Here is a 26,730-nt window from a genome sequence, read left to right on the forward strand (position 1 = left end):
GATGAAACATCGTTATTTACCCATGACAGAGCAAGATAAACAAGAAATGCTGGAAGCGATAGGGGTATCTTCTGTTCAAGAACTTTTCAATGATATCCCTGAAAGCGTTCGTTTTCAAGGAGAATACGATATAAAGCCTGCTAAATCGGAACCGGCATTAATGAAAGAATTATCAAGGCTTGCTGCCAAGAATGCAGACCTTAAAAACTATGCTTCCTTCCTTGGTGCGGGTGTCTATGACCATTACGCGCCGGTCATCGTCGATCATGTTTTATCCCGTTCTGAGTTTTATACGGCTTATACACCTTATCAGCCTGAAATTTCACAGGGGGAGCTTCAGGCGATCTTTGAATATCAAACGATGATATGTGAATTGACGGGCATGGATGTAGCTAACTCCTCCATGTATGACGGCGGGACGGCGCTAGCTGAGGCAGCCATGCTTGCTTCAGGCCAGACACGACGCAAGAAGATTCTCATTTCAGGAACCGTTCATCCTGAATCAAGAGAAGTCGTTAAGACATATGCGAAAGGTCAACGCGTGGAAGTGGTCGAAATTCCTTATAAAGACGGTGTGACGGACTTAGCTGCTTTAAGGGAATTGGCGAATGAGGAAGTTGCAGGAGTGATCGTGCAATATCCGAACTTTTTTGGCCGCATCGAGCCATTGAAAGAAATGGAAGAAATCATACATGGTGTCAAATCGATGTTTATCGTTTCCAGTAATCCGCTTGCATTGGGAGCTTTGACATCCCCAGGTGCACTTGGTGCAGATATCGTAACGGGGGATGCTCAGCCATTCGGCATTCCAGCGGCATTCGGTGGTCCTCATTGCGGATATTTTGCCGTTACTAATAAACTTGTTCGGAAAGTTCCGGGCCGACTCGTCGGTCAAACAGTGGATGAAAATGGTAAAAGGGGATTCGTACTGACGCTTCAAGCCCGTGAACAGCACATTCGCCGTGACAAAGCCACTTCCAACATTTGTTCCAATCAAGCTTTGAATGCGTTGGCAGCTTCTGTTGCAATGACCGCGCTTGGGAAAAAGGGTGTCAAAGAAATGGCCGTGCAAAATATTCAAAAAGCTCATTATGCAAAAAAAGCAATTATGGCAAAAGGGGTGGAAGTGATATTCGATGGTCCTTCTTTCAATGAATTTGTCATTAAACTGCCTTCTTCGTTTTCAGAAATCAATAAAAACCTTTTTGAAAAAGGGATGATCGGCGGCTTTGATTTAGGGACGGTTTATCCTGAGCTGAAAGACCATATGCTGGTTGCGGTAACTGAACTTAGAACAAAAGAAGAAATTGATGCACTTGCGCAGGAATTGGGGGATCAACATGAATAATCAAGATCAATCACTCATTTTTGAAATCAGTACTTCCGGTCGAATCGGGTACAGTCTGCCAGAAATGGATGTTGCAACTATCCCGCTCGAAGAAATTCTTCCTGCCGACTACATCCGTGAAGAAGAGGCAGAGCTGCCTGAGGTGTCCGAACTGGATATCATGCGTCACTATACAGCACTCTCCAAACGGAATCATGGGGTGGATTCGGGTTTTTATCCGCTGGGTTCATGCACGATGAAATATAATCCGAAAATAAATGAAAACGTGGCACGCTTCAACGGCTTTGCCCATATTCATCCATATCAAGATCCGGCTACCGTTCAGGGAGCATTGGGACTCTTATTTGATTTGCAGGAACACTTAACGGAAATCACCGGGATGGACCAAGTGACATTACAGCCTGCAGCAGGTGCACATGGTGAGTGGACAGGGTTAATGATGATTCGCGCTTTTCACGAAGCGAATGGCGATACAGAACGGACGAAAGTGATTGTACCCGATTCTGCACACGGTACGAATCCTGCCTCTGCCACTGTTGCCGGACTTGAAACGATTACAGTGAAATCCGATGAAAATGGTTTAGTCGACCTTGAAGATTTAAAGCGTGTTGTCGGACCGGATACGGCGGCCTTGATGTTGACGAACCCCAATACATTGGGATTGTTTGAAGAAAACATTTTGGAAATGGCAGAACTTGTCCATGATGCAGGTGGGAAGCTTTATTATGACGGAGCCAATCTGAATGCAGTCCTATCAAAAGCACGCCCGGGTGACATGGGCTTTGATGTGGTTCACTTAAATCTCCATAAAACATTCACAGGCCCGCATGGCGGCGGCGGTCCGGGTTCTGGCCCTGTCGGAGTGAAAGCGGACTTGATTCCTTACTTGCCTAAACCGCTTGTGGTCAAGCAAGGGGAGCAATTCGTTCTTGATTATGATCGTCCGCAATCGATTGGCAGGGTAAAACCTTATTATGGTAATTTCGGGATAAACGTGAGGGCATATACGTACATTCGTTCAATGGGTCCTGATGGCCTTAAAGCCGTCACCGAGAATGCTGTCATCAATGCCAATTATATGATGCGTAAGTTGGAACCATTTTTTGATCTGCCATATAATCGTCATTGTAAGCACGAATTCGTATTAAGCGGACGCCGGCAAAAGAAATTGGGGGTAAGGACTCTCGATATAGCCAAAAGATTGCTGGATTTCGGGTACCATCCTCCAACCATTTACTTCCCGTTGAACGTGGAAGAAGGAATGATGATAGAACCGACTGAGACCGAGTCAAAAGAAACGCTGGATGCGTTCATCGATGCGATGATCCAGATTGCCAAGGAAGCGGAAGAAACCCCTGAAATCGTTCAGGAAGCTCCGCATACAACCGTTATAAAAAGGCTTGATGAAACTCTTGCTGCAAGAAAACCTGTACTGCGTTATCAAGCCTAGATTGATAGCTTATACGAAAAAAAATCCCTGCCTGCCGGCGGGGATTTTTCATGTTTATGTAAGATTTCATTAAAGTCCAACAGTTAACTTTCTTTCCTTGAGCCATTGAATTAAAAAGAGCCCATGCGGAGATGGGGTCTTACTTCTTTGCTTTGATTTTCCCGGTCCACATTTTGAAACCGCCCTTTAGGTGAAAAAGTTCCCTGTAGCCCTTTTTGTATAGCATGGCTGCAGCTCTGCCGCTGATGATTTCGCTTTGAGCGTACAAATATACAGGCTTGTCCGGCCTAATTTCGACCAAGCGTGTTTTCATTTGAGTCATAGGGATGTTTCTTGCGCCTAAGATATGACCATTATCGAAATCATTCGGCTCCCGCACATCGATTAGCTGCACTTTTCTGTAGTTAGCGATAAATTCGTCCTGTGTTAGTGTTTTAACGATTTTACGCTGGCGGTACCAATTAAAAAGTGAATACGCAATAACCACTCCTAAGATGATGAGCAGTGTATATAATATTTCCAAACATAAAAACTCCCTTCTACCTTAACGAATACAGACAATCTTTATTATATAATTGCTTTACCCAATAATCAAAAAGAATTTTCATCAAATTCTTCATCGACTTGATAGTACTTTCTTTTTTAGAGTGTTAAAGTCTGTTAAACTACTACATGTGAGTTTTTTGTGGGGTATTGAAAAACAGTCTATCGAAACGAGGGGTAAGGATGGCTAAAGATAAATGGGGTTTTATAGATTCGGGGTATTGTTCACCGGCTTTTAATATGGCGCTGGACGAAGCGCTGTTAAACTGGCAAAGCAAAGGGGAAATTCCGCCAATCATACGCTTTTACGGCTGGGATCCAGCTACATTGTCGATCGGTTATTTTCAAAAGGCGGAAGCGGAAATTGATATGGAAGAGGTCAAAAGGCAGGGTCTTGGTTTTGTCCGCAGGCCAACAGGAGGACGGGCGGTACTGCACGAGCATGAATTGACTTATAGCGTAATCGTTCCAGAATCCTATCCGGGAATGCCGACTACCGTTACTGAAGCATATCGTGTCATTTCTGAAGGAATATTAATGGGATTCAGGAATCTGGGATTGGATGCTTATTTTGCCGTGCCTCGAACCGATCAGGAAAAAGCAGCTTTAAAATCGCCCAGGTCTTCGGTCTGCTTTGATGCTCCAAGCTGGTATGAACTGGTCGTTGAGGGCAGGAAGGTCGCTGGCAGCGCTCAAACCAGGCAAAAAGGAGTCATCCTTCAGCACGGATCCATTTTGCTTGACCTTGATGATGATAAGCTCTTTAGCGTATTTAAATTCTCAAATGACAGGGTTAGAGAGAGAATGCAAAAAAACCTAAAAAACAAAGCTGTGGCCATAAATGACATTGCAGGGAGAAGGATTACCATCCCTGAGGCGAAAGAAGCTTTTGAAAAAGGTTTTGCCGAAGGACTTTCGGTCGATTTAGAACCATACGTCCTTACCGAAAAGCAATTGCTGGAAGTGAAGGCCATTGCAGAAAGCAAATATGGAAGCGATGAATGGAATCTCATGAGATAGAGGAAGCAAAATCAGAGTGGATAATAAAAAAGTTTTTTCAGATTTGTTTGACCAAATAACACATCCCTTGCAGGGATAAGCCCTAAAAGGGATGGGGAAAAAGCAAGGTCCAAATTAATTGAAATCTGATGAAAAATTATTGTAAATCGACATTTTCCTCCCTTTTGCTAACTATATTAATTGATTTATCGTTTGACAAAATAAAAAGTTATTCAAAACAAACACAATATATAGTGGTTGAAATATTTAATGCGACACTATATGTTGATTTTTGAGTTTCGCTATGATAAATTTAGGGTACTTGTTAAGCGAAACGGACATGTAAGGTTACATAAGGATTTTTGCGGCAGCAAGAACGGATCTTGAAACATATAAAGGAGAGGGAATTATGTCGGTTGTAATAAAAGAAGCTTTAAAGGTTGATCTAGAAAGGTTGAATAAGGATATTTCTTTATTTCCCCAGGTTCACCCTGTAACTGCTGATATGAAAATGGCGCATAAGGGAGTGTCCCGTCTAGTCATGCTTGACCGCTATTCTTTTAAGGATACTGAAAAAATCACACTCTCGGCAGGCGATTTCGTCGTGTTGACGATTAAGGAAGATCCGAAATTCCCGGCAAGGGGTCTCGGTTACATCGTTGAAATTGATTGGGAAACCAAAAAAGCCAAAGTATTGGTGGATGAAGAATTCCGTGGCGTATTGGATAATCCGGAAGAAGTGGAGACGGGAATTGTTAACCGTCCGTTGGATATAATCGAAAAGCCGCTTGAAATATACTATGAACAAATTGCGAAACGTAATGCAACGGGATTGGCATCAGTGGAAACCACGGAAGAAAAGAGAACGGAATGGTTCAATAAATTCTATGAAGAATTAAAGAACCTTAATTTTGTCCCGGCAGGTCGAGTATTATACGGTGCGGGTTCCAATACGGATGTTACTTATTTCAACTGCTATGTAATGCCATTCGTACCGGATTCACGCGAAGGGATTTCAGAACATAGGAAACAAGTGATGGAAATCATGAGCCGCGGCGGCGGAGTGGGAACGAACGGGTCGACACTGCGTCCTAGAAACACTCTGGCAAAAGGGGTAAATGGAAAATCCTCCGGTTCAGTCTCATGGCTTGACGATATTGCAAAACTGACGCATCTTGTTGAGCAGGGCGGTAGCAGACGGGGCGCGCAAATGATCATGCTTGCTGATTGGCATCCTGATATTGCAGAGTTCATCATTTCTAAAATGCAAAACCCAAGGATTCTGCGTTACCTAGTGGAAAATACTAAAGATGAAGCCATCAAGAAATATGCGACGGATAAATTGAAATTCACGCCGCACACGGAACAGGAAACGGCAATGTATCAAGGGATCATTAATTATAAGGAGATTCCTGGCCAAGGCGGATTTAGCGAGAAAATTATTAGGGATGCAGAGGAAAAGCTCCGTACAGGGGGAACGTACAGTGTCCATAATTCTGATTTCCTGACTGGAGCCAACATCTCGATTTGCCTGACTAAGGAATTTATGGAAGCGGCGGAACAAGATGCGGAATACGAGTTGCGTTTTCCTGATGTTGAAAGCTATAATGCCGAAGAAATGGCCATTTACAATGAAGAATGGCATAATGTCGGCGATGTTCGCGAATGGGAGAAAATGGGGCACAAAGTCCGTGTTTACCGTAAAATCCGAGCTAAAGAGCTTTGGAATTTAATAAACATTTGTGCAACATATTCTGCTGAACCAGGTATTTTCTTTATCGATAATGCTAATGAAATGACGAATGCCAAAGCATACGGTCAACAGGTCGTAGCCACGAACCCATGTGGAGAACAGCCATTGGCCCCATATTCAGTATGTAACCTTGCGGCTGTCAATCTGGCTGAAATGGCTGATAAAGAAAGCAAAACGGTTAATTTCGAGAAGCTTAAGCAGACTGTCGAAGTCGGTGTGCGTATGCAGGACAATGTCATTGACGCAACTCCTTATTTCTTGGATGAAAACAAAAAACAGGCACTGGGCGAGCGACGGGTTGGACTTGGTGTCATGGGTCTGCATGACCTTTTGATCTACTGTGAGACGGAATATGGCTCTGAGGAAGGAAATATCCTGGTTGACAAGGTGTTTGAAACGATTGCGACGACAGCTTACAGGGCTTCCGTGGAACTTGCTCAAGAAAAAGGCAGTTTCCCGTTCCTGATCGGGTCAACGGACAAAGAAACCGATGAGCTAAGAACGCGTTTCACACAAACCGGATTTATGGAGAAAATGCCTGAAGATATCAGGGAAAGTGTTGCTGCACATGGGATCCGTAACTCTCATTTATTGACAGTGGCTCCTACAGGAAGCACAGGAACGATGGTTGGAGTATCAACAGGTCTTGAACCATATTTCTCCTTCACGTATTTCCGCAGCGGCCGTCTTGGTAAATTCATTGAAGTTAAGGCTGACATTGTACAGGAATACTTGGACCGCCATCCAGAAGCCGATACAGAAGAGCTTCCAAAATGGTTCATTTCCGCTATGGAATTAGCTCCAGAAGCACATGCTGATGTTCAATGCATCATTCAACGCTGGATTGACAGCTCGATCAGTAAAACGGTAAATGCTCCAAAAGGATATACTGTCGAACAAGTTGAAAAAGTATATGAACGTCTATACAAAGGCGGAGCAAAAGGCGGTACGGTATATGTGGATGGCAGCCGTGACAGTCAGGTTCTTACGCTCAAAGCGGAAGAAAACCAAATGGACGAGCAGCTTGAAATGGATGAATTGACAGATGTGGAAGTAAAGAAAAAAGTCGTATTGGTCGATACGATAAATGAACTGCGTTCGACTAACGTTACGATTGGGTCGGAAGTGGGCAACACTTGCCCGGTGTGCCGTAAAGGCGAAGTCCAGGAAATGGGCGGATGCAATACTTGCACGAATTGCGGAGCACAATTAAAATGCGGGCTATAAGCTGAAGTAAGGGAAGTCGTTAAGGTATGCTGCAAAGCTAGCTTAACGGCTTTTTTTAGTGCTTTACATGTTTTTTAGGAACAGTCTATTCACTTACATGCCAATAGAGAAGACCGAATCATCGTAAATTCGGTCTTCTTTTTGCGTTCAATCAACCATTTTCATTTTGCTGCCTTATTTCCTTTTCGGCTAGATATTGATTGCCATCTTTCAATACCGAAAATTCATCGACAGAGTCACCAGGTATATTCCTTGGATTTGGATATTTATTATCTGTTTGGACGGTGATTGTTTGTTTCCCCGTTCCATTTGTCAAGAAGTCTCGTTTATTAGCCATATTGCATCTCCTTCTCCTTCATTTTGAATTTCCAAGTAAAAACAATGATGAGGATAACAGAATAAAGAAAAACTATCCTTAGGAATTAGATTGTGTAGTTCGATTGAAAGTATGAACAAATCGATAAAAGATTGGAGAACGAAATGAAACCATTTATGCCGCAGTTAGTTTATATCGAGCCCAGGGCATTGGAATACCCGCTTGGCCAAGAATTGAAAAAGAAATTCGAAGATTTGAACATTGAAATCCGTGAGACCACATCACATAACCAAATTAGGGATCTTCCTGGGGAAAATGATTTGCAAAAATATCGTGTCGCAAAATCGACGCTTGTGGTAGGAATCAGAAAAACATTGAAATTCGATTCTTCAAAGCCATCTGCTGAATATGCCATACCTCTTGCTACAGGGTGTATGGGGCATTGTCACTATTGCTATTTACAGACGACACTCGGATCGAAACCATATATTAGGACATATGTGAATCTTGACGAGATTTTCGAGGCAGCCGAAAAATATATAAATGAGAGAAAGCCTGAAATTACCCGTTTTGAGGCAGCCTGTACATCGGATATTGTCGGAATTGACCATTTGACGCATTCTTTAAAAAGGGCCATAGAATATTTTGGAAAAAGTGAATATGGGGTTTTAAGGTTCGTAACTAAATTTCATCATGTCGATCATCTGTTGGATGCTGAACATAATGGGAAAACGAGATTTCGGTTCAGTATAAATTCGCGTTTTGTGATAAAGAATTTCGAGCCAGGCACTTCGAGCTTCGAGGAAAGGATGGAAGCTGCACGCAAAGTGGCAGGTGCCGGATATCCCCTGGGTTTTATCGTAGCTCCAATATATCGCCATGAAGCATGGAAGGAGGGGTATCACGAATTATACGAACGATTGAGTGAGGCTTTAAAAGGGGTGGATATACCGGATTTGACTTTTGAATTAATCCAGCATCGGTTCACTGGTCCAGCAAAAAAAGTGATTCAAAAAAACTACCCGAAAACTAAATTGGAACTGGACGAAACGAAGCGTAAATATAAATGGGGCCGATATGGCATTGGTAAATATGTTTATCAAAACGAAGAAGCCGCAGAACTGGAAACGACCATTCGTGGGTATATCGCGGAATTTTTCCCGAAAGCGGAAATTCAGTATTTTACCTAATGTAGGCATTTTTCTATTTAAAACTGTCATAAATCCCTCTAATCCTGCTTAAAAATGTAAAGACCGGATTAGGGGAGGGCAGCTATGATTATTGACGGCGTTTTTTCCGGAGGCGGGATTAAAGGCTATGGTTTAGTGGGAGCCCTGCAGGAATTAGAAGAACGGGGTTTTGTATTCCATCGGACAGCCGGTACAAGTGCAGGATCCATAATTGCAGCTTTCGTGGCAGCTGGGTACACCGGAAAAGAAATGGAAAAGCTATTTCTTGATATAGATTTAAGCGGCCTGCTGGATAAAAGGCGTGGTCTTTTGCCTATCCCGCTTGCCAAATGGCTCCTGGTATACTGGAAACTTGGCCTTTATAAGGGGGACGCATTGGAAGGGTGGATTGCCAGTAAACTTGCCGAAAGGAATGTAGTCACCTTTAAGGATGTTCGACCGAAATCCCTTCGTATCATAACCTCTGACATCACAAATGGGAAATTGGTGGTTCTGCCTGATGATCTACCGAACTATGGCATTGATCCGATCACTTTTCCAGTTGCAAAGGCAGTAAGAATGAGTTGTAGCATTCCTTATTTTTTTGAGCCAGTCAAACTTGATGTCGGAAAAAGCAAATTCCTTTTTGTTGATGGAGGTGTTTTGAGCAATTTTCCTATGTGGTTATTCAATTCAGATCATGTAAGGAAGGAACGGCCGGTCATAGGCTTGCGGCTAAGTGTCGATGAGATATGGAAACCGCATGAGGTGGATAATGCGGTTGAATTGTTCTCCGCACTATTCAAAACGATGAAAGATGCCCATGATGCACGATATATCTCCAAGAAACACGTCCATAATATTGTATTTATTCCGATGAAAGGAATTTCTGCAATGGATTTCAATCTGAATGATGAACAAAAGGGTGAATTGATGAAACGGGGCAGACAATACACGAAAGAATTCCTTAAAACTTGGACTTATTGATGATGATAAATAAAAAAATCGGGCTCTTAAAAAGAAGCCCGATTTTTCTTTTTATTCTTTTTCCCTTCGATGACGGTTAAGTGACTATCCGTTTTCTTTCTCCATTTTATTTTCTTTGATGATTTTGCTGCAGAGAAGCTAGCCACATTATCTTTTTTCGAAGTTCGGTTTTTTTGCCTTTTTTTCGATTGGCGGGCAGCCTTTCGGAATGCTTGCTGCTCTTTCTTAACTGGTTTTCCCTTTGTTAATCCGGTATAAATCATATAAATAATCCCTGCGACAATGGCTATTATGAGAATGTTTCTAAAAAAGCCAATCGGGTCATTAAATAGTCGGCTCAATAGTCCGAGGACTCCGAGGGCGATGATTCCGTATATCATGAAAGATATGAAACGTTTCAACAAAGACACCTCCTTAAGAGCATCATAAGCATTTTTAGCTTATTTTAAACATTCTTCATGTAAAATATTTGAAAAAAATGAAGGTTATTCCCTTAGTTTAGTATATGATTTTTCATAATCAAAATGTGTATAGATGTTTTACACAATTACATCCGATTCTAAACCTTTTTTGGTCTCCTTTTCCATTCTCAACAGTTCTTGGAATGAGGCTAATGCGACTTCGACTTGATCATCTGTCGGGGCTTTGGTTGTCAATAACTGAAGCCAAAGGCCAGGATAGCCAAGATATCGCAGAATGGGAATATCCCTTACTTTGTTGGTCAACTGCAATACCTCGAAGGCAATGCCAAGCACGACGGGGATAAGCAAAACGCGATCCACGACACGGAGCCATAATGGATCGGTCGGAACCAGCATATAGACGAACATGCCTACAATGACTGTAAATAAAATAAAGCTGCTGCCACAGCGATAATGAAGGCGTGAACTTGCCTGCACATTTGCTACGGTCAATTCTTTTCCGCTTTCAAAGCAATTGATCACTTTATGCTCTGCTCCGTGATACTGAAAGACCCGCTTGATCAATGGCGTCATGGATACTACGTAAATGTATACCAGCAATAAGATCAACTTGAACAAGCTTTCCATTAAAACCTGAGCCATATGGCCACTGAAGATGGGTCTTGTCAATTCAGCAAGAAAGACTGGAATCAAAGTGAAAAGCAGCTTCCCGAATAGGAAGGAAAGAACGCCGATTACGGCAACTCCAAGCCATACACTCATTTTAGAAGATTCTTTCGTTTCATTTTTCTTTTCTTCCTGCTTTTCCCCGTCTTCTTCTTCATACTGTTCAGTTGAAAAGTTCAGATGTTTCGAACCGGTGGCACTTGACTGAACCAGTGATACGATACCCCGTAAAAAAGGTACTTTTTTTAAGCTGTTGACAACAGGTTTCGATTCACGAGGCAGATGATAATATACAATCGTCGAATCTTTGCGGCGTACCGCAGTGACTGTGTGATGTTTGCCGCCGAACATGACGCCTTCCACAACAGCCTGCCCTCCGTAAACGGGTTTTTGAACCTCAGACATTTCTACACCAACCTAATAGTTATTCACGTAGCTCTCTCAAGGGTGCTAACATGTTTATTATCAAGCATCACAAGGGTAAAGGCGCTCCTCCAAAAATTGAATGGAAGCTTTAACCCTGCAAGTACTTTATGAATGTTGAATCACAGGAAAGTCGTATCCCGTGTACATTATAAACTTCAACAGAGGATGGGTATTTTCCTCTGAAAAAAGCAGATTATTTATGATTTAATCATACAGAATAAATCACAAAACCTCTAGTGATTCTCCTTCCTAAGAATAAAAAAAAATAGTTCTATTTATCAAAGGGCATACTACGTAGCGGAGGTGATTGATATGTCTTCTAATGAAAAAGGACAAATTCAACAGGAATATCAAAGCATGTTAATCTACAATGTACTAGCTGTCGGTTTTGTTGGGGGGGCTTTAGCCAGTTTTATCGGCATCCTAGCCCATTATATTAACTTTATGGATTTTAGCCCAAAATTCATACTTACTTCGTGGTCCAATATGACCTGGATCGATCATTGGCTCGGTACGGTAATGACCATAATTTTGTTCGGAATTCTATCCGTGGGGATCGCTTTTATATACTATAGTCTTTTTAAAAGGATGAAGAGTATTTTTCCGGGTATTATTTTGGGGGTGGTTTGCTGGGCTTTGCTGGTATTTGTCCTGAAACCGATGTTCGTCGATTTTCCAACCTTTTCTAAAATGTCAGCAAATACGGTTATAACTAGTGTATGCATTTTTATTATATACGGTCTTTTTGTAGGATTTTCTATATCATACGATCAACAGGAATATATCCGTCAAAAAATCAAAGCCGAGAAGCAATCGGAAAGCTGATTGCTTCTTGGTTGTAAAAAAGTAGTAAGACAATTTGTAATTATGATAGAATGTTCATGGAAAGCATTCTTTTAACATGAGCAGGTGTTTATGATGACAAAAATCTTACTAATCAATGGTCCGAATTTAAATCGCTTGGGGAAGCGGGAACCTGCGCATTATGGATCCTCGACGCTTGCGGATGTGGAAGCGCAATTAATGCAGCAAGCTCAAGGGTTAGATGTGGAATTGACTTCTTTTCAAACGAACCATGAAGGAGCGATTATCGACAAGCTCCATTGGTCAGAGGATCATGGGATCGACGGGATTATCATTAATCCTGGAGCTTTTACTCATTATAGCTATGCGATTCGTGATGCAATAGCCGGAATTGATGTTCCAGTGGTGGAAGTGCATATTTCGAACATACATGCCCGTGAAAGCTTTCGGCATGAATCAGTGACCGCACCGGTAACGGCGGGACAGATTGTCGGCTTGGGGATACACGGATATGAATTGGCGTTGCAGGCGATCACAAAGATTGCAAAGGGGAGAAATTAAATGAATAAACTAATGCGCTTAAGAGCCTCAATGGAAAAGGCGGGCATTGATGGTTTTTTGATTACTAGTACATATAACCGTCGTTTCATGACCAACTTTACGGGAAGTGCAGGCGTTGTGCTTATTTCCCAAAAAGAAGCTAAATTCATCACTGATTTCAGATACGTGGAACAAGCGGGCAAGCAGGCGCCGGACTATGAGATCGTTCAACACAAAGGAACCATCATCGAAGAAGTCGGCAAGCAGGCTAAAGCGATGAATATTGGCAAGCTGGGCTTTGAGCAAGAACACCTGACTTATGCTACATATAAGGCATACGAAGCGGCCATTGATGGTCAACTTTTGCCGGTGTCGGGGGTAATTGAGAATTTACGCTTGATAAAGACTTCATCAGAGATTAAGATATTAAAGGAAGCGGCTGCTATTGCTGATGCTGCGTTTACACATATTCTGGATTTCCTGCGTCCAGGGATCTCGGAACTGGATGTATCCAATGAACTTGAGTTCTTTATGAGGAAACAAGGGGCAACTTCTTCTTCCTTCGATATTATTGTAGCATCCGGCTTAAGGTCCGCACTTCCGCATGGAGTGGCTACGGATAAAATCATTGAAAAAGGCGATTTCGTCACATTGGATTACGGGGCATACTATAATGGGTATGTGTCTGACATCACTCGGACATTAGCGGTTGGCAAGCCAAGTGAAGAACTTATTAATATTTATGACATTGTTTTAGAAGCTCAACTGCGAGGGATGGCTGGGATCAAACCTGGTATGACTGGCAGGGAAGCGGATGCACTAACTCGAAATCTAATTGAAGAAAAGGGATATGGGCAGTATTTTGGACATTCGACCGGACATGGAATCGGTCTTGAAGTTCATGAAGGTCCAGCATTATCCTTTAGGTCTGATATCATTTTAGAACCAGGTATGGCCGTAACCGTTGAACCGGGCATTTACATACCGGGGGTAGGCGGAGTGCGGATTGAAGATGATACAATCGTTACACTTGATGGTAACGAAGCACTTACTCATTCAACCAAAGAGTTAATCATTCTGTAAACATGTACATGTAGGAGGACAAATTTATGATTTCTGTAAACGATTTTCGCACGGGTGTTACGATTGAAGTAGATAATGGAATTTGGCAGGTTATCGAGTTCCAACACGTTAAACCTGGTAAAGGTGCAGCTTTTGTACGTTCTAAACTTCGTAACCTTCGTACGGGTTCAATCCAAGAGAAAACATTCCGTGCTGGTGAAAAAGTTGCTAAAGCACATATTGAAAACCGCAAGATGCAGTATCTTTATGCAAGTGGAGATAGCCATGTATTCATGGATAACGAAACATATGACCAAATCGAGCTTCCTGCATCAAGCATAGAACGTGAACTTAAATTCCTTAAGGAAAATATGGAAGTGCATATCATGACTTTCCAAGCGGAAACACTTGGGGTCGAGCTTCCAAACACAGTGGAACTTGAAGTGGCGGAAACGGAGCCGGGAATTAAAGGCGATACATCTTCAGGCGGCACGAAGTCAGCCGTACTTGAGACGGGCCTTTCGGTTCAAGTTCCATTCTTCATCAACCAAGGTGACAAACTATTGATCAACACTAATGAAGGTTCTTACGTTTCACGTGCATAAATGAAAGGAGGCCGAGATTAATTTCTCGGCCTCAAATTTTAGACAAAAAGGTTTCGGAATGGTCTTATTCCGAAACCTTTTTGATTTTTTATTGGATTGGACTTCATGATGACGTAGAGGATCTGCTTCTTCCATTTATTCTTGCCAAATAAGGAGTGTCACCACTTTCTGATGGTCCTTACTTTCTGTACACTGTGATAAAAATGAACGAGTCGCACAAATGGTTTAGGATGATTTGTACACACGATAGCCCTCTTTAATCTCCATTTTACAAGCTGGCACCATCTGGTCTACAGTAATCATTTCAAGCTGATTTCGCTCAATAGAATCATGTTTTAAAAAGAATCCTCTCACCTCAAGTTTTTTTATCCTCCTATTTTAAAAAGACTGTAGGAAGGGGTCTATCTTAATGTTAAACCAAAGTTGATTGGGAACGGAAGGTACGAGACTCTTACGGGAATAGCGTGTCCAAGGGAGACCCCACAGGCACAAAGGCGCCAAGGAGGCTCCCGGACCGCCCGCGGAAAGAGAGTGCCCTACGTTATAAGCAACGTCCAAATTGTACAAGCCATAAAAAAACTTAGGCAAACTCGTTTTCTTCGAATTTGTCTATAGACTGTAGACCGGGATTAATTTCTCGGTCTTTTTTTGTTTTTTTTATCCAGGAAGATATAAAAAATCAATAAATGGTCTGTTTCTTTAATAGCCTGTCATCATTGCAGGCTGGTCGGCATATATTTTATTGAAAGTGGTGTATACAGGAGGATTGTCAAAATGGAAACGATTCTTTCTTTTTTACCGAAAAAATTATACGAGCAACTCCGGGGTATGACACCGATGATGATCGATAAGATGGAAGAACTGCGAATTCGGGTTGGAAGGCCGCTTGAGGTCATTGTAGGAGGGGAACCGTACTTCTTTTCATATGAAGTGACCCATTCGGATGCGGATCAATTATTGAATCAAATAGGCCAATTTTCGTTATATACACTTGAAGAAGAATTAAAGCGAGGATATATAACAATAGCAGGCGGACATCGGGTGGGGCTTGCTGGCAAGGTGATTCTCGAAAATGGAACGGTCAAAGCGATCAGGGATATTTCCTCATTCAATATTCGGGTTGCACGTGAAAAAATAGGTGCAGCTGAACCGCTCACTCCTTACTTATATGACGGGGAATGGCAGCATACAATGTTGATCGGTGCTCCGCAAACGGGAAAAACGACCATATTACGTGATATTGCAAGAATGATATCCAGTGGTAATGAAAAACAGGGCATTGCCCCTCAAAAGGTGGGGATAGTGGACGAGCGCTCGGAAATTGCCGGATGTGTTCATGGTGTGCCGCAGCTCCAATTTGGAACAAGGGTTGATGTGCTCGATGGATGTCCTAAAGCGGAAGGGATGATGATGATGATCCGTTCGATGTCCCCGGATGTTTTGATTGTGGATGAAATAGGCCGCGCAGCGGATACGCAGGCTGTGCTGGAAGCCGTGAACGCAGGTATTAAACTCATGATAACTACACATGGCCATACACTGGATGAAATTAAAAAGCGACCTTTTATCGCTGAAATATTAAAGCAAAACATCTTTGAACGATTTATAGAATTACAGAGAAGTAAATCCGGTAAGAGGAGCTACAATGTCCTTGATGCTGCCGGAGTTCCCATTTTCTTGGGGGGAAGTGTGAACCCGCATGTTTAAGTTAATAGGAGCAGCGATCATTATCATTGCAACGACATGGGCAGGTTTCGAAGCTGCGAAAAAATTAAGTATGAGGCCTCGTCAACTGAGACAGCTGAAAGTCGCCATGCAATCGCTTGAAGCCGAAATCATGTTTGGCCATACACCTTTGAAAGAAGCGGCAAGGAAACTTTCCAAACAGATGGCCAAACCTTTATCCATCTTTTTCGATGCATTTGCAAACCGACTCGAGTCCGGAGAGACCACTGTCAAGGAAGCATGGGATGATAGTTTGAAGAAAATATGGCAATCCCTTGCTTTAAAACAGGGAGAATTCGAGATTCTTTCACAGTTTGGAGAGACGCTTGGAAAAAGCGATAAATATCACCAGCAAAAGCAAATCATGCTAACGATGGCACACTTGGAACGGGAAGAGAGCGATGCACTCGACCGACAGGGAAAATATGAAAAAATGATGAAAAGTCTTGGATTTTTATCAGGGTTATTATTGATCATCTTGCTGATGTAGGAATATGTAGGGGGAATGAAAATGGGCATTGATGTGGACATCATATTTAAAATAGCGGGTGTGGGGCTAGTAGTGGCATTTCTTCACACGATACTCGATCAGGTTGGGAAGAAGGAATATGCCCAGTGGGTGACACTTTTCGGATTCATCTATATTTTATTCATGGTAGCTTCTGTAGTAGAGGATTTATTTCAAAAAATTAAATCTGTATTTCTATTTCAGTAAGGGAGGGATTCGCGATTGAAATCATAAAAATCGTGGCCATTGCCCTAGTTGCCACCTTTTTGGCACTGATCGTCAAAGAGCAAAAACCAAATTTCGCATTCCTGCTTGTCGTTTTTGTAGGATGCTCCATTTTTCTTTTTTTAGCTGACAAAATATACGAAATTATTTTAATGTTAGAAAAAATTGCGGTTAATGCGAATGTAAATACCGTGTATCTAGAGACCATCTTAAAAATAATCGGAATTGCCTATATTGCAGAATTCGCTTCTCAAATTACAAAAGATGCAGGGCAAGGTTCGCTCGCTTCCAAAATAGAATTAAGCGGAAAAATCTTGATTCTTGCCATGGCGATTCCGATTTTAACGGTCATTATCGAAACGATTATACAGATGCTCCCAAGTTAACGGATTACTCCTACTAGTCAATGAGGTGAATGTATGAAGCAGCGGATGCCTTACTTATCCATTCTATTCGTTTTACTCTTTTTTTTGCATGCATCTATTGGACAAGCTGCCGAAAATCCTGAAAATGGTGAAATCGAACAAGAGCCGATCATGCAGTCCGAGCTGGTACAAGCCCAAATAGAAAGGCTTGGTGTCGATGAGCTAAAACAATATTGGGATGACATCGTTACGGAATATGGAGGATTTCTACCGGAAAGCCAGAAAGGGAGCTTTATGGACTTCGTAAGCGGCGATAAGAAATTTTCCTTTGAGGAATGGATGAAGGGAATGACAAAATTCATTTTTCATGAACTGCTCGTCAATGGAAAGCTGCTGGGATCACTCATTTTATTAACCGTCTTCAGTATGTTCCTCCAGTCTTTGCAGAATGCGTTCGAGCAGAGCTCCGTGAGTAAGGTCGCTTATGCAATCGTTTATATGGTGCTGATCATTTTGGCACTTAACAGTTTTCATGTGGCGATTGAATATACAAAAGATACGATAGATTTGATGATCTCCTTTTTAATGGCGCTCATCCCTTTACTCTTGGCATTGATAGCTGCTTCAGGGGGACTTGTATCAGCAGCTTTCTTTCACCCGGTATTAATGTTTTTGATGAATACAAGCGGTATCTTGATCCAGTTTGTCGTCCTTCCGTTATTATTCTTTTCAGCGATTTTAAGCATCGTCAGCACGCTGACCGAACATTATAAAGTGACACAGCTGGCACAGCTTCTCCGTAATTTTGCCATCGGGATCCTTGGGGCATTCATGACCATATTTCTTGGTGTAATATCCGTTCAGGGGGCATCATCTGCTGTAGCTGACGGAGTGACGATCAGGACGGCCAAATTCGTGACAGGTAACTTTATACCGGTAATAGGGCGCATGTTTACCGATGCAACCGATACGGTCATAAGTGCCTCCGTTCTTTTGAAGAATACAGTCGGCTTGTCTGGCGTCATCATACTCTTGCTCATTACCACGTTTCCCGCCATAAAAATCCTGATGATTTCTTTTGTCTATAAATTGGCAGCGAGTCTTTTGCAGCCGCTTGGCGGAGGACCTGTAATAAAATGCCTCGACATTATTAGTAAAAGCATGATTTATATTTTCGCTGCATTGGCCATTGTCTCACTCATGTTTTTTTTAAGTATCACAGTAATTATCGCATCTGGAAACATTACTCTGATGGTTCGTTAGAAAGGAGGAAGGCTTGGTGAGTTTTTTAGCTGGCTGGGTATCCAACATCATCATATTTGTATTGCTGGCTACTGTGATCGATATGCTTCTTCCGAATTCAGCTTTACAAAAGTATGCCAAAATGGTTATCGGGCTTTTACTGATTGCGATCATCATCACTCCTATATTGGGATTATTCAACAAGGATTTTGATGATATTCTCACTGCGGCTACTAGTGAATTTGAGGATCAGAAAAAAAAAGATTTAGGAAATTTGACAGAAATGAAGAAAAAAGAAATACAAGCTACCCAGGGTGCATATATTTTAAAACAAATGGCTGTTGACTTACAGGCAGAAGTGGAAGAGGAGCTGATGGTGGATTATAACATGAAAATTAGTTCAATTGATGTAGGGGTCAAGAATGAGGAAGCACCTGGTGCTGATGATCTGCAGAACATAACCATCTCATTGGAAAAGGCAGAAGGGAAAGAAAACTCGGAGATAGAGGCAGTAGCGAAGGTTGATATCAATGCAGATAGCCCATCCACTTCAAATGATGCCAATCTGGATGCTGTCAGAAGGTTTCTGGCAACAAGTTGGTCTGTTGATGAAGAGATCATTGAAATCGCCGGGGAAAGGAAGTGACTGAGTATTGAACAAAGACAAAGGTCCATTATCCTGGCTGCAAAAACTATTAAATAAAGACCCTGACCAAAAAGAGCCTAAGGAAAAAAAACCTTCCCTGTATGTCTATGCTCTAATAGTTGTCCTTTTGGGATCGGGAATCATGATGGCCGGGAATTTGTTAACCACCAACCAGACGGGAGAAACATCAAAAGTGACGACTGTATTCAATAATGATAAACAGCAGGATGATGAAGAGGATGTTGAAACATTCGGTCAGAAGAAATCAGAATTCAAGACTACAAAAGACTATGAAATATATCTACAGAATGAAATGAAGGAAGCGCTTGAATCCATCGCAGGAGTCCAGGATGTAAAAGTCGTAATTTACGTCGATGCATCCGAGAAGAAAGTATATGAACGAAACAAGGTCACCCAAAAACAAGTCACTGAAGAAACCGACCAGGAAGGCGGCAAAAGGACGGTCGAAGACACATCGGTTGATGAACAGCTCGTTTTGGTCAAGAGCGGTGAGAAAGAAGGACCGATCATTTCGGAAACGAAAAAACCTAGTGTACGAGGAGTCCTCGTAGTCGCAAAAGGGGCCGAAAACATTCAAATAAAGAAGTGGATCATCGAGGCTGTCACACGCTCACTTGATGTACCGAGTCACAGGGTTTCTGTCATGCCTAAAAAATAAGGGGGAAAATTTACATGCTATTAAAAAAACAAACCGTTTGGTTATTGACTATGCTAAGTTTGGTCGTTGTGCTTTCAGTCTATTATTTAACCGCTCCTGAAGAAAATGCCGCCGATATGACGTCAACAGAGCAAATGGAACAGGAACAAAATAAAACTGAAAGCAAAACAGAGAACAAAGCGGAAACAAAAGGGGAAACGAAAAGTGAAAAAGAAACGTCCAAAAATACAGAAGGTTCCTCTGTAACCATTGCATCTGGAGATGAGTTCGAATCCTTAAGGATGCAGATTGAAGATGAACGGGCGAAGCTGAATGAAGAATTGACTGCAAAGATGGGCAACACAGAATTATCAGCTGAAGAACGGGACGAGGCTTATGCAAAAATCGAACAATTAAGTGAAACGAAAGTAAAAGAAAATATTATTGAAAACTTAATTGTTGCCATGGATTACAATGCTGCACTGGTCCGGGTGGACGGAACGGATGTAAAGGTGAGTGTCAAGGCCGATAAACAAACCAAAACAGAGGCGAATAACATTATCCGCCTCGTCAGGAAAGAAGTGAGCGATGCGCAAAATGTAGTGGTCGACTTCCAACCGGAAAAGTAATCACACGTACAGAACGCTGATACAGAACAGTTCAACATCATAAAAATTTGAAAGCCCTCCTTAATAAAAAAGGGAGGCTTTTTATTATGATTTTTTTAACTAACTCAATCCGGGAAACTTTAGAGGAAAAGTTTTTTTATGTCAATTGATATCAGGAACTCAAATAGAATCGGTAATAATGATCCTCCGTAATATTCTAGAAAAGTAATTAAAGTGGATATTATTGCTGATTTTCTACGAGTGAAATGCAAAATTCAAGAGAAAGCGTTAAGGTGCCCCAGTTGAAAAATATTCACAATATTATAATAAAGGTGTAATATAAAAGTATGGATAACAAGTTACAACTAATCTATCATTGAATTTGTATAAGCTAATATTGTATGATGTTAGAAGCTGGTCATAAACTTTTCAATTCTCTAAGGGAAACAATATTTTGAGAAAGTGAAATTTCTGTTATAATACAGATGAGGTTTGTATTCAGTTTATTCGCATTCTCATAAAGAAAGCGGCTACTTTGTGCAGTATTGGACAAAGTAGGATAAGCTATGGGTAAGGTTACATAAAATATTATGCCTCACAAACTCATATTAAATTAGACAAGGGGTGCCACAAAATGAAAGTGCAAGAAATACGTGAAATTATTAAGCTAGTCGATCAATCAAATATCAGTGAATTCGTTTTTGAAAATGAAGGAACGAAAATTAAATTGAAAAAAACTGAAACGGGTACAGTGTTACACCCAGCAGCAGTTTCAGAAGTTGTTCACACCAATGCAGCTGTAGAGGTAAAGCCCGCAGCGGCTCCTGCACCTGAAGTGCCGAAAGCTGTTGAACCTGCAAAACCGGCTGCAGCCGACACTGAAAATTTACATAAAATCACTTCTCCGATGGTCGGGACATTCTACCAATCTCCTGCACCGGATTCACCTGCATACGTAAAAACAGGCGATAAAGTAACGGGAGATTCCATCGTGTGCATCGTGGAAGCCATGAAGCTTTTCAATGAAATCGAAGCCGAAGTAAGCGGTGAAATCGTTGAAGTCCTTGTAAAAGAAGGCCAGCTTGTAGAATATGGTCAACCATTATTTTTAGTAAAGCCGGAATGAGGAGCTGTTTCTAAATGATTAAAAAGGTATTAATTGCCAATCGCGGGGAAATTGCTGTCCGAATCATCCGGGCATGCAAGGAATTAGGAATCGAGACTGTTGCGGTCTATTCAGAAGCAGATAAAGAAGCATTACATGTTCAACTTGCGGATGAAGCATATTGCATCGGTCCTAAATTATCAAAAGACAGTTATTTAAATACAACGAACATTATCAGCACAGCCAAGAAAACGGGATCCGATGCGATTCACCCAGGATATGGCTTCCTTGCTGAAAATGCTGACTTTGCTGAGCTATGCCGTGAATGCAATATCATTTTCATCGGTCCTAGCCCTGAAGCTATCAATAAAATGGGAACAAAGGACGTAGCAAGGGAAACCATGCGCAAAGCTGGTGTACCGATCGTTCCAGGTTCTAAAGGCATAATTAAGGATACGGATGAGGGTGTGGCTTTAGCTAATGAAATGGGCTATCCGGTCATCATCAAAGCTACTGCCGGCGGGGGCGGTAAAGGTATCCGCGTCGCAAGGGCGGAAGAAGATCTGATTAAAGGCATTAACATCACACAACAGGAAGCCGCGACGGCATTTGGGAATCCAGGCGTCTATATTGAAAAGTTCATCGAGGACTTCCGGCACGTTGAAATACAGGTCATGGCAGATAATCATGGCAATGCCATCCATTTAGGTGAGCGTGATTGTACGGTCCAGCGGCGTTTGCAAAAACTTGTTGAAGAAACCCCTTCACCCGCATTGGATGGTGAAACACGTGCGGAAATGGGGCAGGCTGCAGTAACGGCAGCACTTGCCGTTAATTATTCAGGTGCCGGAACAGTAGAATTTATTTATGACTATGTGAATAGAAAATACTACTTTATGGAAATGAATACACGTATCCAGGTTGAACACCCAGTTACAGAAATGGTAACGGGCGTGGATTTGATTAAAGAACAGATCAAAGTTGCTTCAGGCAGCAAACTATCGCTTTCGCAAGAGGATGTCACTTATAACGGTTGGTCTATCGAATGCCGGATCAATGCTGAAAATCCAGAAAAGAATTTCATGCCTTCTGCAGGTAAGATTCAAATGTATTTACCGCCAGGCGGCTACGGAGTTCGTGTTGATTCCGCGGCATACCCTGGGTACTCGATACCGCCATATTACGATTCCATGATCGCTAAATTGATTGTCCATGCACCTACTAGGGAAGAGGCAATCGATAAGATGAAACGCGCCTTAGGTGAGTTTGTCATTGAAGGGATCAGTACCACAATTCCTTTCCATATTAAGTTACTTCAGCATGAACAATTTGTTTCCGGAGAATTTAATACCAAATTCCTTGAAATATATGATGTAATGAACTCATAATGTAAAGGAAGACAGGAGGTGCTTTTGAATGAGTGAAATGGAAGGCCAATTACTCGAAATGAATGATTATAATAGTGGGCTGGGCAAAGTGGAGATCGCACCTGAGGTAATAGAGGTGATTGCGGGTATCGCTGCATCGGAAGTTGAAGGTGTTGCACATATGCGCGGGAATTTCGCCACGGGTGTCGTTGAAAAGCTTGGGAAAAAGAACCACGGTAAAGGTGTTAAAGTGGACTTAACGGGTGAATCCATCAAAGTCGAACTTTATTGTGTCATGAAGTTTGGTGTTTCAATTCCGAAAGTTGCTCAGGAAGTGCAAGATAACATTCGTGAAGCTTTGTTGAATATGACCGCTATCGACGCGGGCGAAGTGAACATTCATGTAGTGGGCATTGCGTTTGAAAACGCTAAACAAGAAGCGGATTACGAACAAGAAGTGTAAGTGGCTTCATTCGATTCGCACCTGCAAAAACCCGGCAAAAAGCCGGGTTTTTGTTTTTTTGAATGTTAACTCCGGATACCCCGTTTTTGAGGCCTGCTTATAATATTAAATTTAAATGAACATAATAAGGCGGTGTCTGGAAGTTTCCCTTTAATTCAAGGGTGATTTCTGTTAGAGTGTAAAAGGTGAAATATGAGCATGAAAGCTAGGCATGAGCTTTTTGACACTTTCAAAAAGTATGGGACTGTGTTGGCCGTTTAATTCCGAAAGTTATCTTGAATTGTTATCCTGAATCAAGATATTTGAGTCTTTTGGCCTTAATTTTAGTGGGATTTAGCTTGTTTTTTAAATAATATAGCGAAAATCTTAATATTTTTGAAAAAATGTTATTTAATGTTCGTTTGTTCTAGCATTTTCATATATAATAGTAGATGTTAAAGGAGTAAGATTATGAAAAGAAGAGAAGCCCGTGAAAAATCCCTTCAAGCACTATATCAAATAGATATTGCCAACTCGAATGCAGAAGAAGCAATGGAGAGTGTACTGGATGGTGCTCCTACTGATGAATACTTCAAGAAATTAGTAATGGGGATAACGGAAAATCGTGAACAAATTGATGGAATGATCAGGGACAATTTAGAGAATTGGACGTTGGAAAGACTGGCGAACATTGATCGGAATTTACTGCGGATCGCGGTTTATGAAATGATTCACAGTGAAGATGTTCCTGTAAGTGTTGCAATGAATGAAGCTATTGAAATTGCTAAGAAATTCGGTGATGATCAATCGAGCAGCTTTGTAAATGCCGTTTTATCCAAAGTGAAGGTGAAAAGCGGCAGTTAAAGCTGCAGCCTTGAACAAGGATTCTCTCAGCAATTTCTTTAGCAAAATTAACTTGGGAGGAATAAACACATGTCAGCTCAAATCATTAATGGTAAAGAAATTGCAGAGTCAGTTAGGCAGGAAATCAGTAAGGAAGTTCAACATTTACGTGAAAAAAATATCGTTCCGGGTTTGGCTGTAATCCTGGTGGGTGACAATCAAGCATCACAAACCTATGTGCGCAATAAGCAAAAGGCCTGTGAGGACTTGGGCATGCATTCCGTATTAATTAAAAAGCCTGCGGAACTCTCTCAGGAGGAATTAATTCAGAGCATTGCTGAATTAAACCAGGATGACAGCATTCATGGTATATTGGTGCAGCTGCCATTGCCTGGACATATTCAGGAAAAAGCGATCATTGAAGCGATTTCCCCTGAAAAGGATGTAGATGGATTCCACCCGATTAATATTGGGCGGATGATGACGGGACAGGATGCATTTTTACCTTGTACTCCATACGGCGTCATGGTGATGCTTGAGTATATCGACTATGACCTTGAAGGTAAGCATGTTGTCATCGTAGGGAGAAGTAATATCGTTGGAAAACCAGCGGGACAATTGTTTTTGAATGCAAATGCTACCGTTACATACTGTCATTCACGGACAAAGGACCTTGCCTATTATACCAAGCAAGCCGATGTCGTTGTGGCAGCTGTCGGAAAGAGGGACACGATCACGAGTGACCATATTAAAGAAGGCGCAGTCGTCATTGACGTCGGAATGAACAGGAATGATGAAGGGAAGCTTTGCGGTGATGTGGCGTTTGATGAAGTGAAAAATAAGGCTTCATACATTACACCTGTTCCTAAAGGCGTTGGTCCCATGACGATTACGATGCTTATGAAGAACACGGTCAAATCTGCTCAAAAAGCACTTGAACTGAACAAGCAAGCATTAAAAAGCTGAAAAAAACGTTAAATTATTTTAAAGAAGCGGACCTCTTGTTTTATAATAACGGGAGACCGCTTTTTTTTCCATTCATGGATCCATAGGTGAGTTTTCTTTATATCCGATTTCCATCGGAAGGAGACATTATATGAGCAACCAACAATATTTGAGTGTGTCGGCTTTAACTAAGTACATCAAAAGGAAATTCGATGCCGACCCTCATTTGCAAAATGTATACATAAAAGGTGAAATTTCGAATTTTAAACAACATACAAGCGGACATATGTATTTTACTTTAAAGGATGAGAAGGCCCGACTTCTTTCCGTTATGTTTGCCGCCAATAATAAAGGGATGAAATTCCTGCCCGAAAATGGTATGAAGGTACTTGTTAAGGGCGATATATCATTATATGAAGCTGGGGGGCAGTATCAGCTTTATGTGAAAAGCATGGCCCCTGATGGTGTGGGGGATTTGTATCTTGCTTATGAACAGCTGAAGAAAAAGCTGGAGGCGGCAGGTTTGTTTTTGGCCGAACATAAGAAGCCGATCCCGCAGTACCCTAAGTCTGTTGGAGTCATAACATCCCCGACCGGAGCTGCATTAAGAGATATCCTGATAACTATCAAGCGGAGATATCCAATCGCCAGGATCATTGTTTATCCAGCACTTGTGCAAGGGAATAATGCCGCTAAATCGATTGCCAAGGCAATTTCAATGGCTAACGCAAGGGCAGAAAGCGATGTTCTCATTGTCGGAAGGGGTGGCGGGTCGATCGAGGAGTTATGGGCCTTTAATGAGGAGATAGTGGCTGAATCGATTTATGATTCCGATATACCGGTAATTTCTGCTGTCGGTCACGAAACGGATTTTACCATTGCTGATTTTGTCGCCGATATGCGTGCTCCTACACCGACTGGTGCAGCGGAGTTAGCGGTTCCTCACTTGAATGAAATACTCGAACGCCTGATGAACCGCAAAAATCGGTTGACCCGTTCCATTCAAGAAGCGGTCAATTTTGAACGAACACGTTTGACCAGGATGGAGAGGTCTTATGCTTTCCGTTATCCGCATAAAATGTATGAACAGAAGCTGGAACAGCTAGACAAGACGATGGACAGGCTAGGGAGGACCAGCACGCGATATTTCATGAAAAAGAGAGATGAGCTGAATCAGCTGAACGAAATTCTCAAAAAGCAGCATCCTGAACAAGCGGTGAAAAATGCGAAAGATGAATTGCGGCAGCATGCAAAGGTTTTACGTAGGGCCATGGAATCCATCTATCGGCAAAAATCCCAGCAATTCGTTCATATTACAGCCACTTTGTCTGCCCTCAGTCCACTAAAAATCATGGAACGGGGCTATGGATTGGTTTTTGCTGAAGATGAGACATTAGTGAAAAGTACACAGCAAGTATCAAAAGGGGATAAGATAGCGGTTTCGATTAAAGATGGAACCCTTGAATGTGAAATTAAAGAAATAAAGGAGCGGATTGAGCCATGACAAAAAAACAGGAAGCTACATTTGAAGAAGCGATGGAGAATCTCGAAAAAATTGTAGAACAGTTGGAAGAAGGCGATGTGCCCTTGGAAGAGGCCATTTCCATATATAAACAAGGAATGGATTTATCAAGGCTTTGCCATTCAAAGCTTAAGGCTGTTGAAGATCAGTTGACTCAAATTTTACGCGAAGATGGGGAACTTGAAAACTTCGCTGTACAGGAGGAAGAATGA

Annotated in this window: 29 protein-coding genes; 25 read left to right on the plus strand and 4 right to left on the minus strand. The window is 41.8% G+C overall.

From position 1 onward, the window contains the following. The first annotated feature begins 1 nt into the window (after position 1). Together gcvPA and gcvPB are read left to right on the plus strand one after the other, a co-directional pair. On the plus strand, positions 2–1,348 hold the full coding sequence (gene gcvPA / locus MPH60_RS05770; protein ID WP_241589706.1) for an aminomethyl-transferring glycine dehydrogenase subunit GcvPA: 1,347 nt from the start codon (positions 2–4) through the stop codon (positions 1,346–1,348). Further along, positions 1,341–2,798 carry an aminomethyl-transferring glycine dehydrogenase subunit GcvPB gene (gene gcvPB, locus MPH60_RS05775; protein ID WP_241589705.1) on the plus strand — a complete coding sequence of 486 codons (1,458 nt, stop codon included), beginning with the start codon at positions 1,341–1,343 and terminating at the stop codon, positions 2,796–2,798. Before gcvPA ends, gcvPB begins: the two co-directional genes overlap by 8 nt. Positions 2,799–2,937: 139 nt before the next feature. Here the strand turns inward: gcvPB and MPH60_RS05780 are convergent, their stop codons facing one another. Beyond that, positions 2,938–3,321 carry a rhodanese-like domain-containing protein gene (locus MPH60_RS05780; RefSeq protein ID WP_076365383.1) on the minus strand — a complete coding sequence of 128 codons (384 nt, stop codon included), beginning with the start codon at positions 3,319–3,321 and terminating at the stop codon, positions 2,938–2,940. Positions 3,322–3,524: 203 nt separating this feature from the next. Between MPH60_RS05780 and MPH60_RS05785 the strand changes: the two genes are divergently transcribed. Then, positions 3,525–4,361: a lipoate--protein ligase family protein gene (locus MPH60_RS05785; protein ID WP_241589704.1), complete on the plus strand. Its 837-nt coding sequence runs from the start codon at positions 3,525–3,527 to the stop codon at positions 4,359–4,361. Positions 4,362–4,749: 388 nt separating this feature from the next. Further along, on the plus strand, positions 4,750–7,320 hold the full coding sequence (locus tag MPH60_RS05790; protein ID WP_241589703.1) for a vitamin B12-dependent ribonucleotide reductase: 2,571 nt from the start codon (positions 4,750–4,752) through the stop codon (positions 7,318–7,320). A 151-nt stretch (positions 7,321–7,471) separates the two neighbouring features. On the opposite strand, the gene MPH60_RS05795 is transcribed toward MPH60_RS05790, so the two are convergent. Continuing rightward, a complete protein-coding gene (locus MPH60_RS05795) occupies positions 7,472–7,657 on the minus strand; it encodes a hypothetical protein (RefSeq protein WP_241589702.1) in 186 nt (61 codons plus the stop codon). Positions 7,658–7,800: 143 nt separating this feature from the next. Here MPH60_RS05795 and splB point away from each other — a divergent pair, with 143 nt between their 5' ends. Together splB and MPH60_RS05805 are read left to right on the plus strand one after the other, a co-directional pair. Further along, a complete protein-coding gene (splB, locus tag MPH60_RS05800) occupies positions 7,801–8,826 on the plus strand; it encodes a spore photoproduct lyase (RefSeq protein ID WP_241589701.1) in 1,026 nt (341 codons plus the stop codon). 84 nt (positions 8,827–8,910) lie between these two features. After that, a complete protein-coding gene (locus MPH60_RS05805; RefSeq protein ID WP_241589700.1) occupies positions 8,911–9,792 on the plus strand; it encodes a patatin-like phospholipase family protein in 882 nt (293 codons plus the stop codon). A 26-nt stretch (positions 9,793–9,818) separates the two neighbouring features. Here MPH60_RS05805 and MPH60_RS05810 read toward each other — a convergent pair whose 3' ends face one another. Both MPH60_RS05810 and MPH60_RS05815 read right to left on the minus strand, forming a co-directional pair. After that, positions 9,819–10,193 carry an SA1362 family protein gene (locus MPH60_RS05810; RefSeq protein WP_241589699.1) on the minus strand — a complete coding sequence of 125 codons (375 nt, stop codon included), beginning with the start codon at positions 10,191–10,193 and terminating at the stop codon, positions 9,819–9,821. Positions 10,194–10,331: 138 nt separating this feature from the next. Next, complete coding sequence (locus tag MPH60_RS05815; protein WP_241589698.1) at positions 10,332–11,285, minus strand: DUF1385 domain-containing protein; 954 nt, start codon at positions 11,283–11,285, stop codon at positions 10,332–10,334. 333 nt (positions 11,286–11,618) lie between these two features. Between MPH60_RS05815 and MPH60_RS05820 the strand changes: the two genes are divergently transcribed. The 19 genes from MPH60_RS05820 (at position 11,619) to MPH60_RS05910 (ending at position 26,730) form a co-directional block, all read left to right on the plus strand. Then, positions 11,619–12,131, plus strand: a complete 513-nt coding sequence (locus MPH60_RS05820; protein ID WP_241589697.1) for a YqhR family membrane protein — start codon at positions 11,619–11,621, stop codon at positions 12,129–12,131. A gap of 93 nt (positions 12,132–12,224) precedes the next feature. Beyond that, positions 12,225–12,671 (plus strand): type II 3-dehydroquinate dehydratase, encoded by a 447-nt coding sequence (gene aroQ, locus MPH60_RS05825; RefSeq protein WP_137016305.1) that lies wholly within the window; start codon positions 12,225–12,227, stop codon positions 12,669–12,671. Beyond that, complete coding sequence (locus tag MPH60_RS05830; protein ID WP_241589696.1) at positions 12,672–13,733, plus strand: M24 family metallopeptidase; 1,062 nt, start codon at positions 12,672–12,674, stop codon at positions 13,731–13,733. Between the two features lie 26 nt (positions 13,734–13,759). Further along, positions 13,760–14,317: an elongation factor P gene (gene efp, locus MPH60_RS05835; RefSeq protein ID WP_034308328.1), complete on the plus strand. Its 558-nt coding sequence runs from the start codon at positions 13,760–13,762 to the stop codon at positions 14,315–14,317. Positions 14,318–15,091: 774 nt separating this feature from the next. Beyond that, positions 15,092–16,024, plus strand: a complete 933-nt coding sequence (gene spoIIIAA, locus MPH60_RS05840; RefSeq protein WP_241589695.1) for a stage III sporulation protein AA — start codon at positions 15,092–15,094, stop codon at positions 16,022–16,024. Further along, positions 16,017–16,532, plus strand: a complete 516-nt coding sequence (spoIIIAB, locus tag MPH60_RS05845) for a stage III sporulation protein SpoIIIAB (protein WP_101222536.1) — start codon at positions 16,017–16,019, stop codon at positions 16,530–16,532. Before spoIIIAA ends, spoIIIAB begins: the two co-directional genes overlap by 8 nt. 21 nt (positions 16,533–16,553) lie before the next feature. Next, positions 16,554–16,757: a stage III sporulation protein AC gene (gene spoIIIAC / locus MPH60_RS05850; RefSeq protein WP_034308319.1), complete on the plus strand. Its 204-nt coding sequence runs from the start codon at positions 16,554–16,556 to the stop codon at positions 16,755–16,757. A gap of 23 nt (positions 16,758–16,780) precedes the next feature. Next, a complete protein-coding gene (spoIIIAD, locus tag MPH60_RS05855; RefSeq protein WP_241589925.1) occupies positions 16,781–17,161 on the plus strand; it encodes a stage III sporulation protein AD in 381 nt (126 codons plus the stop codon). Positions 17,162–17,194: 33 nt separating this feature from the next. Next, positions 17,195–18,403: a stage III sporulation protein AE gene (gene spoIIIAE / locus MPH60_RS05860; protein WP_241589694.1), complete on the plus strand. Its 1,209-nt coding sequence runs from the start codon at positions 17,195–17,197 to the stop codon at positions 18,401–18,403. 16 nt (positions 18,404–18,419) lie between these two features. Continuing rightward, positions 18,420–19,028: a stage III sporulation protein AF gene (gene spoIIIAF, locus MPH60_RS05865; RefSeq protein WP_241589693.1), complete on the plus strand. Its 609-nt coding sequence runs from the start codon at positions 18,420–18,422 to the stop codon at positions 19,026–19,028. A gap of 7 nt (positions 19,029–19,035) precedes the next feature. After that, positions 19,036–19,707: a stage III sporulation protein AG gene (gene spoIIIAG / locus MPH60_RS05870; RefSeq protein WP_241589692.1), complete on the plus strand. Its 672-nt coding sequence runs from the start codon at positions 19,036–19,038 to the stop codon at positions 19,705–19,707. 14 nt (positions 19,708–19,721) lie between these two features. Then, positions 19,722–20,315: a SpoIIIAH-like family protein gene (locus MPH60_RS05875; RefSeq protein ID WP_241589691.1), complete on the plus strand. Its 594-nt coding sequence runs from the start codon at positions 19,722–19,724 to the stop codon at positions 20,313–20,315. 613 nt (positions 20,316–20,928) lie between these two features. Continuing rightward, positions 20,929–21,420 (plus strand): acetyl-CoA carboxylase biotin carboxyl carrier protein, encoded by a 492-nt coding sequence (accB, locus tag MPH60_RS05880; RefSeq protein WP_241589690.1) that lies wholly within the window; start codon positions 20,929–20,931, stop codon positions 21,418–21,420. A gap of 14 nt (positions 21,421–21,434) precedes the next feature. Further along, complete coding sequence (gene accC, locus MPH60_RS05885) at positions 21,435–22,787, plus strand: acetyl-CoA carboxylase biotin carboxylase subunit (protein WP_241589689.1); 1,353 nt, start codon at positions 21,435–21,437, stop codon at positions 22,785–22,787. A 37-nt stretch (positions 22,788–22,824) separates the two neighbouring features. Then, complete coding sequence (locus MPH60_RS05890; protein WP_222620245.1) at positions 22,825–23,229, plus strand: Asp23/Gls24 family envelope stress response protein; 405 nt, start codon at positions 22,825–22,827, stop codon at positions 23,227–23,229. Positions 23,230–23,679: 450 nt separating this feature from the next. Next, positions 23,680–24,072 carry a transcription antitermination factor NusB gene (gene nusB, locus MPH60_RS05895; RefSeq protein WP_101222528.1) on the plus strand — a complete coding sequence of 131 codons (393 nt, stop codon included), beginning with the start codon at positions 23,680–23,682 and terminating at the stop codon, positions 24,070–24,072. Positions 24,073–24,141: 69 nt separating this feature from the next. Beyond that, the gene (gene folD / locus MPH60_RS05900; protein ID WP_241589688.1) at positions 24,142–25,017 is read left to right on the plus strand and encodes a bifunctional methylenetetrahydrofolate dehydrogenase/methenyltetrahydrofolate cyclohydrolase FolD; all 876 of its coding nucleotides are present in this window, start codon (positions 24,142–24,144) and stop codon (positions 25,015–25,017) included. Positions 25,018–25,147: 130 nt separating this feature from the next. Continuing rightward, on the plus strand, positions 25,148–26,500 hold the full coding sequence (xseA, locus tag MPH60_RS05905; protein ID WP_241589687.1) for an exodeoxyribonuclease VII large subunit: 1,353 nt from the start codon (positions 25,148–25,150) through the stop codon (positions 26,498–26,500). Next, positions 26,497–26,730 carry an exodeoxyribonuclease VII small subunit gene (locus MPH60_RS05910; protein WP_034308286.1) on the plus strand — a complete coding sequence of 78 codons (234 nt, stop codon included), beginning with the start codon at positions 26,497–26,499 and terminating at the stop codon, positions 26,728–26,730. Before xseA ends, MPH60_RS05910 begins: the two co-directional genes overlap by 4 nt.

Origin of the sequence: Peribacillus sp. Aquil_B1, from assembly GCF_022603275.1 — a bacterium.
Classification (GTDB): domain Bacteria; phylum Bacillota; class Bacilli; order Bacillales; family DSM-1321; genus Peribacillus.

Excerpts from the sequence above, each read along its gene's own strand:
- gcvPA (WP_241589706.1), top strand. The coding sequence starts at position 2 with ATGAAACATCGTTATTTACCCATGACAGAGCAAGATAAACAAGAAATG.
- gcvPB (WP_241589705.1), top strand. The coding sequence starts at position 1,341 with ATGAATAATCAAGATCAATCACTCATTTTTGAAATCAGTACTTCCGGT.
- MPH60_RS05785 (WP_241589704.1), top strand. The coding sequence starts at position 3,525 with ATGGCTAAAGATAAATGGGGTTTTATAGATTCGGGGTATTGTTCACCG.
- MPH60_RS05790 (WP_241589703.1), top strand. The coding sequence starts at position 4,750 with ATGTCGGTTGTAATAAAAGAAGCTTTAAAGGTTGATCTAGAAAGGTTG.
- MPH60_RS05795 (WP_241589702.1), bottom strand. The coding sequence starts at position 7,657 with ATGGCTAATAAACGAGACTTCTTGACAAATGGAACGGGGAAACAAACA.
- splB (WP_241589701.1), top strand. The coding sequence starts at position 7,801 with ATGAAACCATTTATGCCGCAGTTAGTTTATATCGAGCCCAGGGCATTG.
- MPH60_RS05805 (WP_241589700.1), top strand. The coding sequence starts at position 8,911 with ATGATTATTGACGGCGTTTTTTCCGGAGGCGGGATTAAAGGCTATGGT.
- MPH60_RS05815 (WP_241589698.1), bottom strand. The coding sequence starts at position 11,285 with ATGTCTGAGGTTCAAAAACCCGTTTACGGAGGGCAGGCTGTTGTGGAA.
- MPH60_RS05820 (WP_241589697.1), top strand. The coding sequence starts at position 11,619 with ATGTCTTCTAATGAAAAAGGACAAATTCAACAGGAATATCAAAGCATG.
- aroQ (WP_137016305.1), top strand. The coding sequence starts at position 12,225 with ATGACAAAAATCTTACTAATCAATGGTCCGAATTTAAATCGCTTGGGG.
- MPH60_RS05830 (WP_241589696.1), top strand. The coding sequence starts at position 12,672 with ATGAATAAACTAATGCGCTTAAGAGCCTCAATGGAAAAGGCGGGCATT.
- efp (WP_034308328.1), top strand. The coding sequence starts at position 13,760 with ATGATTTCTGTAAACGATTTTCGCACGGGTGTTACGATTGAAGTAGAT.
- spoIIIAA (WP_241589695.1), top strand. The coding sequence starts at position 15,092 with ATGGAAACGATTCTTTCTTTTTTACCGAAAAAATTATACGAGCAACTC.
- spoIIIAB (WP_101222536.1), top strand. The coding sequence starts at position 16,017 with ATGTTTAAGTTAATAGGAGCAGCGATCATTATCATTGCAACGACATGG.
- spoIIIAC (WP_034308319.1), top strand. The coding sequence starts at position 16,554 with ATGGGCATTGATGTGGACATCATATTTAAAATAGCGGGTGTGGGGCTA.
- spoIIIAE (WP_241589694.1), top strand. The coding sequence starts at position 17,195 with ATGAAGCAGCGGATGCCTTACTTATCCATTCTATTCGTTTTACTCTTT.
- MPH60_RS05875 (WP_241589691.1), top strand. The coding sequence starts at position 19,722 with ATGCTATTAAAAAAACAAACCGTTTGGTTATTGACTATGCTAAGTTTG.
- accB (WP_241589690.1), top strand. The coding sequence starts at position 20,929 with ATGAAAGTGCAAGAAATACGTGAAATTATTAAGCTAGTCGATCAATCA.
- accC (WP_241589689.1), top strand. The coding sequence starts at position 21,435 with ATGATTAAAAAGGTATTAATTGCCAATCGCGGGGAAATTGCTGTCCGA.
- MPH60_RS05890 (WP_222620245.1), top strand. The coding sequence starts at position 22,825 with ATGGAAGGCCAATTACTCGAAATGAATGATTATAATAGTGGGCTGGGC.
- nusB (WP_101222528.1), top strand. The coding sequence starts at position 23,680 with ATGAAAAGAAGAGAAGCCCGTGAAAAATCCCTTCAAGCACTATATCAA.
- folD (WP_241589688.1), top strand. The coding sequence starts at position 24,142 with ATGTCAGCTCAAATCATTAATGGTAAAGAAATTGCAGAGTCAGTTAGG.
- xseA (WP_241589687.1), top strand. The coding sequence starts at position 25,148 with ATGAGCAACCAACAATATTTGAGTGTGTCGGCTTTAACTAAGTACATC.
- MPH60_RS05910 (WP_034308286.1), top strand. The coding sequence starts at position 26,497 with ATGACAAAAAAACAGGAAGCTACATTTGAAGAAGCGATGGAGAATCTC.